Origin of the sequence: Mycobacterium sp. IS-1264 (assembly GCF_001954195.1) — a bacterium.
Classification (GTDB): Bacteria; Actinomycetota; Actinomycetes; order Mycobacteriales; family Mycobacteriaceae; genus Mycobacterium.
Window position 1 is genome coordinate 15,158 of sequence record NZ_MBES01000063.1, and the last position, 11,993, is coordinate 27,150.

Here is an 11,993-nt window from a genome sequence, read left to right on the forward strand (position 1 = left end):
ACCGACAAGTCGAACACCCGTCAGCGGCCGATGATCGGCACCAGATAGCGGGCGGCGTAGTCGCGGACGGCCGCATCGTCGGAGATGTCGAGTCGGTCGGTGGGGAAGACGATGATGCCCAGCGCGACGCGCAGCAGGATGTCGGCGACGTCGGCCAGGTCGGGCTCGGGCATTTCGGCCCCACACTTCCGCAGATTATTGGCGATCCCGTCGGCGAACTGGCGAATCGGGAACGCGTGCGATCGGGAGAACATGCCCAATAGTTCCGGTTCGCTGTCGACGATCCGCGTATACAGGGGCGAGTCCTGGACCAGGCGCACACCGAGGGCGAACGCCTCGATCACGGCCTGTCGCGGATCACAGCCGGCAGTGGCCCGGTCCAGGGTGGCGAAGAACAGTTCGGCTTCGCGCCGCACCACTTGTTCCAGCAGGTCGTCCTTGGTGGGAAAACGCCGATATACGGTGCTGCGGCTGACCCCGGCGCGGGCGGCGACGTCTTCGATGTTCGCGCGACGCACGCCGTAGGTCTCGAAGACCGCTCGCGCGGTATCCAAGATGGTGCGCTCGAGGTCGGCCCTTTCACCGAGATTGCCGTCAAGGCTGCGGTTCTGCATGGATCACGACCCCCAGGGCAATCTCGGCGCGCCGATGCTATCGTGACACAAAGATACTCGTTTGTTTCTCTGTATCACAACCGCGGGGCGGAGGAGGTTGCGATGACCGCTGGACAGGATTTCGACAGCGGGGTGCGCGAAGCGGTGCCCATGCCCGTCGACGACGAAACGGCCGACGCGTTGCCGCGGCTGGGACCCGATTCCCTGATCTGGAAGTTCTACGGTGATCACCGCACCCAATTCTTCGGGTTCCAGCGCACGGCCGGCGTCGAGAACTGCATCGAGCAGCTCGCCCAGGGAGTGCTCGACCACTCGGTGATTTTCAGCGACACGCTGGGGCGGGCCAAGCGGACCGCCCCGCCGCTGATGAAGACCGTCTACTCCGACGAGCCCCATGAGTGGGGCCGCAGGGTGCGGGATTTCCACAAGCCGATCAAGGGCACCATCAGCGACGGCTCGAGATACCACGCGCTCAATCCCGAGTTGTTCTACTGGGCCCACGCCACGTTCGTCGACCAGGTCATCTACAACACCGACACCTTCATTCGCCGGCTGTCGCGCGCGGAGAAGGAGCGGATCTTCAACGAGGGCAAGGTCTGGTACGGCCTCTACGGCGTCAGTTCCCGCAACCAGCCGCAGACCTATGACGAGTTCGTCGCCTACTGGGACGACATGCTCGAGCGGTTCGTGCCGCACAAAACCGTGCTGTACGGCACCGGCTACATCCGCAAGGGGATACCGGGGCCACGCTGGATTCCCAAGCCGGTCTGGAAGGCTTTGTCCCCGCCGCTCAACGCCTACACCCGCCTCGTTCTGGTCGGAACCATGCCGGCGCAAATGCGCGAGGTGTGCGAACTGGAGTGGGATGCCAAGAAGGAGAGGCGATTTCAGCGGTTTGCGGCGGCCGTGCGTGCGCTGAATCCGGTCGTCAACCGGTTGCCGCTCTGGTTCGTCTACACGCCCTGGGCGGCCGCGGCGTGGCGTCGCGCCGGTGTCGACCCACGCGGGCTGCACAACCGCCCGGCCGCTTAACCGATGCGCAGCAGGCGTTCGGCGTTGCCGTGCGCGATCTTCTCCCGGTCGCTCGCGCTCAGCGTTGTCCGCTCGAACCCGTCAACCGCCTCCCGCGAGGTTTCATAGGGGTAGTCGATGGAGAACATGATCGCGTCTGCGCCGACCTCGAGCACCGCCCCCATCATGACCGCCGGCGAGAACACCCCGCTGTTGGTGAAGACGATGTTGGTGCCGAGGTAGGCCGACGGCGGGCGCGGCAACGGATTTGCCGTCGCGAGCGTGGCGTAGCGCGAATCCAACCGGCTGCGCTGAAAGGGCAGGAATTCGCCCATGTGTCCCAGTATCAGCGTCGCCGTGGGATGGCGGTCGAACACGCCGCCGAACAGCAGCCGCAGCGCGTGCCCGCTGACCTCGGCCGCCCAGCTCCACGTCGCGCCGTACAGTTCCGGGCGCCCGTCGATGACACGCCAGCGATCGGCAGGCGGTGCGCCGGGATGCAAATACAGCGGTACGCCAAGGGATTCCAGTGCCGACCACAGCTCGTCATATTCGGGTGCGTCCAAGTAGCGTCCGCCGGGGCCGGTGATGCAGTCGTTGACCAGCGCTCCGCACAGCCCGTCCTGGGTGACGGCGCGCTCCAGCTCGGCCACCGCGGCGCCGGGATCCTGCAGCGGCAAAGCGGCAAACCCCTGGAATCGATCCGGGTGCCGGGCAATGACTTTCGCCAGATAGTCGTTGGCGAACCGTGCGTTGTCGCGCGCCCTCTCGGCGTCCAGGTCGACTTGCAGCCCCGGGGACGTCAGGGACAAGACCTGGACGTCGATGCCGGCGCTGTCCATATCGGGTAGCCGGTATTCGGTGAAATCGGACAGGCGGCGCTCACACTCCTCGCGCAACGCGGGCTGGAAATGCTGCATCAGACGCTGATGGGCGGGCTGGAGATCGGCCAGCTCGGGAATGAAGAACGCTTCCTCCAGAGCGATGTAGCGCATCGGCACTCCTCACTGCGCGTCGCACGCCGCCGCCTGTGAGCCTGCCTGACCCGAGCCGGGTGCGCATCCTTGACGCCCCGTGCGAGCTGGGTAACGTGCAGTTTCACGCGGTCTGGCAGCCGCGCCTTGACGAGGCAACGTCGGCCAGGTGAGCGGACCGTGACGAAACCCGAAGGAGGGGACCGCGATGCAGATGACGGGCAATACCGTCCTGGTCACCGGCGGGGGCAGCGGGATCGGCCGCGGCCTGGCCGAATCGTTCCACCGGCTGGGCAACCAGGTCATCATTGCGGCTCGGCGCCGCGAGCTGCTGGAGGCTGTCGCGCAGGCCAACCCTGGCATGGAAAGTTGGTCGCTGGACCAAAGCGACCCGGCCGGCATCCGGCGATTCGCCATCGAGCTGACCGACCGCTACCCCGACCTGAACGTCGTCATCAACAACGCCGGGATCCAGCGGGTCGAGGACCTCATCAACGGCGAGGTGGGCACCGCCGAGCGGACCATCGCCATCAATCTGCTGGGTCCGATCCGGCTGACCTCGGCCCTGATGCCGTCGCTGCTCAGGAGGCCGCACGCCGCGATACTCAACATCACGTCGGGTCTTGCCTTTGTGCCCAGCGCCTTCACACCGACGTACTGCGCCACCAAGGCGGCGCTGCACTCCTACACCCAGTCGCTGCGTTTCCAACTGCGCGATACTTCCGTGCAGGTGATCGAAGTCATTCCGCCGCAAGTGCAGACCGCGTTGCAGGGCGAGCGCGGATTCGACCCCGACGCAATGCCGCTCGATGAATACGTCACCGAGACGATGTCGCTGCTGCAATCCCAGCCACAGGCCGACGAGATTGTCGTTGAGCGTGTCAAGGCGTTCCGGTTCGCCGAACGCAGCGGGGTTTACGACGACATCTATCCCGCCTTCAACGAGGCCGTCGCGTCCGAACTCGGACGCACCGGCGGTTGAGGAAGGTCGTCGGCCGCACGCCGAAAACCCGCTAGTCGCTTCGATTTTGCCGCGGCGTCGAACAACGTTCAGGGCCCGTATGCCCGGCGGGTAAGACGAGCGTGGCGGGCGGGCCGGCAATGGGACAGGATCGATGCCATGGCCCCGGTTGACTTTTCGCTCTTGGACGTCCCCCGATCGATGCCCGTGCCGGACCCCGAGGCCTACCTGCGGGCGGCCATCGGCTGGCACTTCGGCGAAGAGACCGGTTCACGGTTCTGGTTGCGGATGGCCCGGACGCTGGACTTCAACCCGCTGACCGACGTCAAGACCTTCGCGGATCTGCGGCTGTTTCCCAACCTCGTCAACGAGCTGCGCAGCGTGCCGGTCGAGGACCTCATCCCGCGCGGCTATGGATCCCACGCGCCGCTGCCGCAGATATTCGAATCCGGCGGCACCACGGGCGCCCCGAAACGTACTGTGCAACTGCCGGATTGGATCGCCCAAGTCGTGCGATGGCAAACGGAGGACTTCGCCGCGGGCGGCTTTCTGGCCGGCCGCGGCTTCCTCTGCCTGATGCCGAGCGGCCCCCACGGTGTGGGTTACTTCTCCCGGCTGGTCTCCGAGCGCCTCGGGTCGGTGTTCCACCCGATCGACATCGATCCCCGCTGGGTCAAAAAGCTCGCCGCTCGCAATGCGGGAACCGAGGTCGCGGCCTACGTCGACCACGTCGTCGAGCAGGCCGTCCACATCCTGCGGACGCAAAACGTCGCGAATCTGCACACCACCCCACCGCTGTTGGAGGCGATTGCCCGTGACGATCAGGTGGTGGACTTGGTGAACGCCAAGATCGGCTACCTGTTGCTCAGCGGCGCGCATGTCGACGCCGACACCCTCGATCTGCTGCGCGAAATCTTCCCGCAGACGACGATCACGATGGCCTTCGGTAGCACCATGGTCTTGTCGCAGGCCGTCACCCGCACCGACGGCGATTCGTTCGTCTTCGATCCGCGCACGCCCTACGTGGTGTTCTGGGTGGTCGATCCTGACACCGGAGAACGGGTGCCGTACGGCCGGCTTGGCCAGGTCGTGATGAACCACGTCAGCAAAGGAATGTTCATACCCAACAACGTCGAACGCGATATGGCGATCCGGATGCCCGGGCCCGCAGCCGAAATCAGCGATTCGGTCAGCGCGGTGCGCCCCGTCACGACTTTCGAGGGCGAGGCGGTCATCGAGGGTGTCTACTGAGATGTCTGGCGAAACACCCGGTGTCACAGCCGATTTAGTGCAAATCGACGCGCTCGGGTCCAGCGGGGAGTACCGAACCCGCAACAGTGAGCTCGTCACGACCACGGCCGGTGCGCCGGCCGTCGAGCTCAGTATTGTGCCGCCGCTCTATGTTTCGCGCACCATCAGCGCGCAACGACGGGTCCGGCCGCTGCCGCTCGCCCGGCGCGAAGGGGCTCTGGCCGCCGCGGCCGAAATCTTTTCCACCGCCGTCATCGCCGGATTGGACTTCGAGGGCTATGTCGGGCTGGCCAGCCGGATTTCGGGGCTGCCGATCGCGGTCACGCGCGCCGGGGCGCGCGGCGTGGCCGCCGCGGTCGCCTCGGCATTCGATGCGGTGCGGCCAAGTCGGCCCGTCGGCGCCGCCGTCGACTGGCGCGACGAGCTCGCCCGCGGCGGGGGTGCGGTGTGGGCGCGGCGCGGCGAGGTTTTCGCGGTTACCGCCGCCGGCAACGGCCCGGGCGTGCACGGCCTGTGGCCGCAAGCGCTCGCGCTGGGTTACCGCGTCGCGGTGCGTCCGTCGCGCCGTGAGCCGCTGACCGCACACCGGCTGGTGAATGCCCTGCGCGAGGCGGGATTTCGCCCCGAAGACGCGGTGTATCTGCCCACCGACCACGGCGGCGCGGACGAGATCGTCCGGGCGGCCGACCTGGCCATGGTGTACGGCGGCCGGGACGTGGCGGACAAATACGCCAACGATCCGACGGTCATCGTGAACGGACCTGGGCGGGCGAAGATCCTGATCACCGCCGACCGCGACTGGCGCGAGCACATCGACCTGGCCGTCGACTCGATCGCCAATCTGGGCGGGATGGCGTGCGTCAACACCACCGCGGTGCTCTACGAGGGCGACCCCGGCCCGCTGGCCCGGGCGATCGCCGCGCGGTTGGCGACGATCGAGCCGCTGCCCAGCGACGACGAACGCGCCGTCCTGCCCACCCAACCCATCGACAAGGCGCGGGCCATCGCGGGCTACCTGGCGGCCAAGGCGGCGGGCACGACGCCGCTGCTCGGCGCCGACCAGGTGGTTGCCCACCTCGGTGACGGCGCTGCCGCACTGCGGCCCGCGGTGCATCTACTCGCCGAGCCCGGCTCGGGAAAGCTCGATAACACGCTCAACGTCGAGCTGCCCTTCCCGTGTGTCTGGGTATCGCCGTGGTCACGCGGTGCCGGCGTGGCGCCGCTGCGGCATTCGCTGGTGGTCACCGCGATCACGGGTGACGACGAGCTGATCGACGACCTGCTCGCCGAACCCACGGTGGCCAACGTGTACCGCGGCCATTACCCGACCTTCCACTCGGCGCCCGAAATCCCGCACGACGGATTTTTGGCCGATGTCCTGATGCGCACCAAGGGCTTTATCGGCGACTAAGGCGGTCTGGTAGCCGTAGTTGCGAGTCGAGTAACGTGGGGCCGAGCGCGCCACCAGGACTAGTCAGCCATTTCGGTGAATGCGGTGAGGGTGAACGTAATAGCAGAGGCCGTTAAGAGGGCTACCGACCGACTGGCCAATCCGGCGCGGATATCGGATCCCGACAAGCTGCGCGCCGCTGTGTGCGGCAAGACCGTGATGGTCACGGGCGCCTCCTACGGAATCGGCGAGGCGACGGCCCGCAGACTGGCCGCGGCGGGCGCGACCGTGCTGGTTGTCGCCCGATCCGCGGAACGGCTCGACGACCTCGCAGCCTCGATCAACGCCGGCGGCGGCACGGCGGTCGCTTACCCGACAGACCTCACCGACGAGGCCGCGGTCAGCGCGCTCACCAAACAGGTCACCGAGGATTATGGGGCGCTCGACATCGTGGTGAGCAATGCCGGCAAGTCGCTGCGCCGCTCCCTGCACCACCAGTACGACCGGCCGCACGACTTCCAGCGCACGATCGACATCAACTACCTCGGGCCGATCTGGTTGCTACTCGGTCTGCTACCGGCCATGCGCGAAAACGGCGCCGGGCACATCGTGAACGTGTCCAGCGTCGCCGCGCGCGTCGTACCGGGACCGCAATGGGGCGCCTACCAAGCGTCCAAGGGGGCATTCGATCGCTGGCTGCGCAGCGTGGCGCCGGAACTGCATGCCGACGGCGTGGACGTGACGTCGGTCTACTTCGCGCTGGTCCGCACCCGGATGATCGCGCCCACGCCGTTGCTGGGCAGGCTGCCGGGGTTGTCGCCCGATGAGGCCGCCGACGCGATCGCCAAAACCATCATCGAGCGGCCCCGCAGCAACGAACCGCCCTGGCTTTGGCCGGCCGAGCTGGCCTCGGTGCTGCTGGCCGGGCCCGCCGAGCGCGCCGCCCGGCTGTGGCACCGCCGGTTCTTCGCGAGCACCGGCAAGGATCGTGCATGACCGAAAGTGTGGTCGCGACGACGGCGCGGGCACTGCTGTCTTCCGGACTGCTGACCCCGCCCGCGCCGATCGGGGTGGCGCGCCTGGTCCGCGAGGTCTATCGAGGGGGCACGAACCTCTACACCCTGCTGGCCGTCGCGGCGGCCCGCTGGCCTTCCCGCACCGCGATGATCGACGACGACGGCGCGATCACCTACCGCGAGCTCCAGGAGAACACCGAATCGCTGGCGCGGGGGCTCGCCCTCGACGGTGTCGGGCCCGGCCAGGCGGTGGGGATCATGTGTCGCAATGGTCGCAACTTCGCTGCTTCGGCCTTCGCCGCCGCCCTGGTCGGCGCCGACGTGGTGCTCGTGAACACGGAGTTTCGCGTCAACGCGCTGGCCGGCGCGTTGAGCTCACACGATATCGCAACGGTGTTCTGCGACAACGAATTTGCCGATCAAGTACGCGGCGCGGGCGAGTCCGTCAGGGTGATCGATCCGGCGACCGTCGAGCCTGCGCGTGGTGAATCACGGCCCAAGGTCGCCGACTCGGGCCGGCTCGTTCTGCTGACGTCTGGCACCACCGGGGTGCCGCGGGGTGTCCCGCGGGTACCGCGGATGAGTTCGGGCATCGGTGTCGGCATGACAATCCTCGAGCGCACCGGGCTGCGTGTCGGATCGCGAATCGCGGTCGCGGTGCCGATGTTTCACGGCCTGGGGCTCGGCATGTTGATGCTGACGGTAAGCCTGGGCGGCACCGTGCTGACCCATCGTCGCTTCGACGCCGAGGCCACCCTGGCGCGGGCCTCGCTGCAGCGTGCCGATGCGTTGAGCGTGGTCCCGATCATGTTGGCGCGCATTCTCGACCTGCCGCAACGGGTGCGGGCGCGAAACCCGTTGTCGTCCTTGCGGGTAGTGATATCCAGCGGTGAGCGTCTCGATCCCGGCCTGGCCCGTCGGTTCATGGATGCCTATGGCGACATCCTCTACAACGGCTACGGTTCCACCGAGGTCGGCATCGGAGCTCTGGCCACGCCGATCGAACTGCGACACGCCCCGGAAACGGTGGGCCGGCCGGTCGCGGGATGCCCGGTGCGGATTTTCGACCGGAACGGAAGACCGGTCGGGCCGCGGGTCACCGGTCGCATCTTCGTCGGCGGTGAACTGGGCGCGGAAGGCTACACCGGCGGCGGCGCCAAGGACATCATCGACCGGATGACCAGCACCGGCGATATGGGCTACCTCGACAACTCGGGCCGGCTCTACATCGTCGGCCGCGAAGACGACATGATCGTCTCGGGCGGTGAGAATGTCTATCCGCGCGCACTGGAAAACGCGCTGGCCGATCATCCCGACGTCGCCGAGACCGCGGTCGTCGGCGTCCCCGACGAGCAGTTCGGTCGGCGACTGGCGGCGTTCATCGTCGCGCGGCGCGACATCGACGAGGCCGGGTTGCGGGAGTACTTGAAGGGCAAGGTCTCTCGCTTCGAGCAGCCCCGGGACATCCAGGTCGTGAGCAGCATTCCACGCAATCCCGCCGGCAAGGTCATCCGAAGCAAGTTGCTCGAGACATAGCGAGGCCGCGCCGGCGTTAGTGCCGCCCATTTGTGGGTAGCCGACATCGCAAGACTCTTGTGTGCACGTGGAGGTGTGCGATGCCGGTTACGGCGGGGCACGTTCCCGGGTTGACGTCGGGGTTGCGCCGGGTCCGCACGGACCCGAAGCGGTTCCGCAACGGGCGCTGGTTCCTGTTGGCCGAGGGCGTGCTGGTAAGCGCGTTCGGCATTGCCGGGCTGGTCTCGGCGGCCCTGCATCCACATGCCGGGCCCACCGGCGTCCCGGTTCTCGGCCTGGCGACGGCTCCGGCGCACAGCGCGATCCTGCTGGCGTTCGGGTTGGTGGCGATCGCGGCTGTCAGTCATCGCCGCGCGGCGGTAGCGGTGACCGCGCTGAGCGCGGTGGCCTACATGGTGTTGCTGTTTTTCAGCGCGGTCGCCACGTCTCGCGACATGCCGACGGCGGTGGGGTTCCACGCCGCCGATGTCGCGCTGCACGGTGTGCTGGCGGTGGTCAACCTCGGGCTGCTGATGTGGTTGATTCCCGACGAGTTGGGGGACGAGGCCTGGGTGCGGCGGCGCGGGCGTCGACGCGATCCGCGACAGCCTCCGACCCCGGCAGTGCCCGCGCGGGAGTCGGGTGCGCCTGACAACCCAAGTCCGCCCGACTCGAGCGACCCGCCAGGGTCAACGCCGCCGGTCGACGTCCATACCGCGCGTCGCAGAACTCCGGAACCACCGGGGACCGCGCGGGCGCCCGAGGCGGTGCGGTTACGCGCCACCGTCGGGCCGGTGGCCCTGGCGGTCCTGGCGGCCGTCGTCGTCATCGTCGTCTGGATACGTCACCACTGACACCGCCGGATGGTCAGCGGTGGAACGGTTGCCAGCCGTCTTCCGGCTGGGCGAGACGGTCCGCGATGACGGACAGGGTTTCCAGGTTGTGGCCGTATCCCAGATGGCTGCTGTGGACTTCGACGTTTTCGGTGCGCGGCGCGGGGAGGCTGGTGCAGCACTGCCAGGCGACGATCCCGTCTGTCTTGCTGTAGATACAGGTGGTGGGCGTGGTCAACGGTCGCTCGCGGCGGCCTCGGGCCGATTCCGCCACCGCGTCGGTGGCGTCGGTGCCGCGGTTGAGCAGCCGCCATGCTCTCCAGGCGGTGCTGGCCCGATGGTTACCGCGGAACGGAGAGCCCAGGGTGATCACCGATCGGACCTCATCGGGGAACGCGCGCGCCAGCTCGCGGGCATAGATTCCGCCGGCGCTCCAGCCGATAATGCTGACCCGGCGGCCGCCGGACCTTTCGCGGATGTGGCGCAAGCGTTCCGGCAGCGTCTCCTTCATGCTGGCGCGGTACCCGACGTTGTACCCGAGGCCCCAGTCGTAAACCCGGTATCCCAAGCGGCGCAAGACATTTCGTAGTAGATCTGTCGATAGGGGGCCGGCCAGAAACCCGGGGATCACCAGCACGGGATGCCCGTCGCCGCGCGGCCAATCGGCGAGGCGCCGCCGCAAGCCGCGGCGGGCCGCCAGGTATTCGAGCCCGGTGCGCCATTCCAGCGCACGCAGCAGATGTCCCGGTGCGCGCGCTCCATCCGCATCCGGGACGCCAGCCGGGTCGTGCGGAAAACGGGCCGGGTCGCTCACGCCTGGCCCTCGTCGTCGGCCTCGTCATCCAGACCGACCGTTCGGGCCAACCACTTGGGCGCCAGCGCCGAGATCGCGGTGGCGCCGCCGGTGGCACCCAGCACGCCCGTCCAGGCGACGGGCCCCAGCGGCGTGCATCCGAAGAACTGGCTCACGACCGGGGTCTGCACGATGCCGACCAGCACGCCCGCGCTGCCCAGCGCGGTCGCCACGACGAGGGGGCTGTGCCGTCGCGTAAGCAGGGTCTGCGCCAGCTGCGTCGTCACCAGAGCGGTCAATCCCATTGTCGCCGTGCGGCGTTCGCTGCCGGGCGTCCAGCGGCCGATGGCCCAGGCGGCCGTCGCCCCGGCGGCTGTGACGGCGCCTCGGGTGACGATCTGGCGCATCAGCGGAGCGTCCAGGGAGGGTGTCGGCCCGGTCAGCACCGCGCGTTGGTGTTCACGCCGCGCCTCGTCGGCCTCGTCTTCGGTGTCGTAATCGCCTTCGACGGGTTCGACGTATTGCGAGGTGACGGCGACCGCGAGCGCGGGGAACATGTCGGTGAGCAGATTGACCAACAGCAGCTGACGGGTCCCCACCGGCGCCCGGCCGGTGCCGAGGGCCGTCCCGATGATCGTGAACAGCACTTCGCCCACATTGCCGCCGACCAGGATCGTGACCGCGTCACGAACGCCGGACCACATGCTGCGGCCCTCGACGAGCGCGTCGAGCAGCACGCCCAGATCGTCGTCGGTCAAGACGATGTCGGCGGCGCCGCGGGCGGCCGAGGAACCGCGACCGCTCACCCCGATGCCCACGTCGGCCATCCGGATCGCGGCCGCGTCGTTGGCGCCGTCGCCGACCATCGCGGTCACTCGGCCGCAACGCTGCAGCGCGCCGACAATCTGTACCTTTTGTTCCGGGCTGACGCGGGCGAACACCTGAACGTCGGCGACGAGTTTGGCGCACGCGTCCTCGTCGAGGCCGGCGAGCTCGGCACCCGTCACCACCCGTGCGTCCTCGGACATGCCCAGCTGACGGGCGATCGCCCGTGCCGTGACGGGGTGATCGCCGGTGATCAGCACCACGTTGCGGTCGGCGGCGACCAGCTCCTCGATCAGCGGGCGCGAGGACGCCCGCGCGGTGTCCGCCAAACCCACATAGCCGATCAACTCCAGGTCCTGGGCGGCGGCGTCGACGGCGTCGGCGTCGGTCTCCTCGTCGTCGGTGGTGCCGTTTTCCCAGTCGCGTTGCGCCACCGCCAGCACGCGCAAGCCCTGCTCGGCAAGGCTGCGCACCAGCGACTCCGCGTGCTCGTGGTCGGTGTCCGGGTCGGCGAACCGGCACCGCGGCAGCACCACCTCGGGGGCGCCCTTGAGCATCAGGAGCGGCGCCGACCCGTTGGTGCTCAGCGTGCCTATAGCGGCGGCGAAACCGCAAGAGGGACAAGGACATGCGCACGCCACCGACGAAGCGATCATCACCGCGGCGGATTCACTTGCCGGTCAAGGTGATTCGGAGTGGGCGATGCTTGCCGAGGTGCCGTTCGAGTCCAGCCGCGGTTTCGCCGCCGCTATAGGCACGCTGAGCACCAACGGGTCGGCGCCGCTCCTGATGCTCAAGGGCGCCCCCGAG

General features: G+C 68.2%; 11 protein-coding genes and 1 pseudogene. 8 read left to right on the top strand and 4 right to left on the bottom strand.

All coding sequences use genetic code 11. The annotated features are described in order from the left end of the window. Positions 1-20: 20 nt before the first annotated feature. The gene (locus tag A5744_RS14205; RefSeq protein WP_076062010.1) at positions 21-614 is read right to left on the bottom strand and encodes a TetR/AcrR family transcriptional regulator; all 594 of its coding nucleotides are present in this window, start codon (positions 612-614) and stop codon (positions 21-23) included. Positions 615-716: 102 nt separating this feature from the next. Here A5744_RS14205 and A5744_RS14210 point away from each other — a divergent pair, with 102 nt between their 5' ends. Then, the gene (locus A5744_RS14210; protein ID WP_076062012.1) at positions 717-1,646 is read left to right on the top strand and encodes an oxygenase MpaB family protein; all 930 of its coding nucleotides are present in this window, start codon (positions 717-719) and stop codon (positions 1,644-1,646) included. Here A5744_RS14210 and A5744_RS14215 read toward each other — a convergent pair. Continuing rightward, positions 1,643-2,620 (bottom strand): amidohydrolase family protein, encoded by a 978-nt coding sequence (locus A5744_RS14215; protein ID WP_076062014.1) that lies wholly within the window; start codon positions 2,618-2,620, stop codon positions 1,643-1,645. The genes A5744_RS14210 and A5744_RS14215 overlap by 4 nt on opposite strands. A 187-nt stretch (positions 2,621-2,807) precedes the next feature. Here A5744_RS14215 and A5744_RS14220 point away from each other — a divergent pair, with 187 nt between their 5' ends. The 6 genes from A5744_RS14220 to A5744_RS14245 all read left to right on the top strand — a co-directional run bounded on the left by A5744_RS14220 (position 2,808) and on the right by A5744_RS14245 (position 9,586). Then, positions 2,808-3,581, top strand: coding sequence for an SDR family NAD(P)-dependent oxidoreductase (locus A5744_RS14220; RefSeq protein WP_076062016.1), 774 nt, complete (start codon positions 2,808-2,810; stop codon positions 3,579-3,581). Positions 3,582-3,719: 138 nt separating this feature from the next. Then, complete coding sequence (locus A5744_RS14225) at positions 3,720-4,811, top strand: AMP-binding protein (RefSeq protein ID WP_076062018.1); 1,092 nt, start codon at positions 3,720-3,722, stop codon at positions 4,809-4,811. A 1-nt stretch (position 4,812) separates the two neighbouring features. Beyond that, entirely contained in the window at positions 4,813-6,222 is a 1,410-nt protein-coding gene (locus tag A5744_RS14230; RefSeq protein ID WP_076062020.1) for an aldehyde dehydrogenase family protein, read from the top strand. 90 nt (positions 6,223-6,312) lie between these two features. After that, positions 6,313-7,197 carry an SDR family NAD(P)-dependent oxidoreductase gene (locus A5744_RS14235; RefSeq protein ID WP_170874493.1) on the top strand — a complete coding sequence of 295 codons (885 nt, stop codon included), beginning with the start codon at positions 6,313-6,315 and terminating at the stop codon, positions 7,195-7,197. Beyond that, on the top strand, positions 7,194-8,753 hold the full coding sequence (locus A5744_RS14240) for an AMP-binding protein (protein WP_076062024.1): 1,560 nt from the start codon (positions 7,194-7,196) through the stop codon (positions 8,751-8,753). Before A5744_RS14235 ends, A5744_RS14240 begins: the two co-directional genes overlap by 4 nt. A gap of 80 nt (positions 8,754-8,833) precedes the next feature. Further along, positions 8,834-9,586, top strand: a complete 753-nt coding sequence (locus A5744_RS14245; protein WP_076062026.1) for a DUF4383 domain-containing protein — start codon at positions 8,834-8,836, stop codon at positions 9,584-9,586. 13 nt (positions 9,587-9,599) lie between these two features. On the opposite strand, the gene A5744_RS25050 is transcribed toward A5744_RS14245, so the two are convergent. Both A5744_RS25050 and A5744_RS14255 read right to left on the bottom strand, forming a co-directional pair. Further along, on the bottom strand, positions 9,600-10,379 hold the full coding sequence (locus A5744_RS25050; protein ID WP_083679298.1) for an alpha/beta fold hydrolase: 780 nt from the start codon (positions 10,377-10,379) through the stop codon (positions 9,600-9,602). Then, positions 10,376-11,800: pseudogene (locus tag A5744_RS14255) on the bottom strand (cation-translocating P-type ATPase); the annotation flags it as partial. The gene A5744_RS25050 and the pseudogene A5744_RS14255, both read right to left, overlap by 4 nt. Here A5744_RS14255 and A5744_RS24130 point away from each other — a divergent pair. Then, a partial coding sequence (locus A5744_RS24130; RefSeq protein WP_346425764.1) for a hypothetical protein occupies positions 11,733-11,993 on the top strand: 261 nt, incomplete at its 3' end. The pseudogene A5744_RS14255 and the gene A5744_RS24130 overlap by 68 nt on opposite strands.

Excerpts from the sequence above, each read along its gene's own strand:
- A5744_RS14205 (WP_076062010.1), bottom strand. The coding sequence starts at position 614 with ATGCAGAACCGCAGCCTTGACGGCAATCTCGGTGAAAGGGCCGACCTC.
- A5744_RS14210 (WP_076062012.1), top strand. The coding sequence starts at position 717 with ATGACCGCTGGACAGGATTTCGACAGCGGGGTGCGCGAAGCGGTGCCC.
- A5744_RS14215 (WP_076062014.1), bottom strand. The coding sequence starts at position 2,620 with ATGCGCTACATCGCTCTGGAGGAAGCGTTCTTCATTCCCGAGCTGGCC.
- A5744_RS14220 (WP_076062016.1), top strand. The coding sequence starts at position 2,808 with ATGCAGATGACGGGCAATACCGTCCTGGTCACCGGCGGGGGCAGCGGG.
- A5744_RS14225 (WP_076062018.1), top strand. The coding sequence starts at position 3,720 with ATGGCCCCGGTTGACTTTTCGCTCTTGGACGTCCCCCGATCGATGCCC.
- A5744_RS14230 (WP_076062020.1), top strand. The coding sequence starts at position 4,813 with ATGTCTGGCGAAACACCCGGTGTCACAGCCGATTTAGTGCAAATCGAC.
- A5744_RS14240 (WP_076062024.1), top strand. The coding sequence starts at position 7,194 with ATGACCGAAAGTGTGGTCGCGACGACGGCGCGGGCACTGCTGTCTTCC.
- A5744_RS14245 (WP_076062026.1), top strand. The coding sequence starts at position 8,834 with ATGCCGGTTACGGCGGGGCACGTTCCCGGGTTGACGTCGGGGTTGCGC.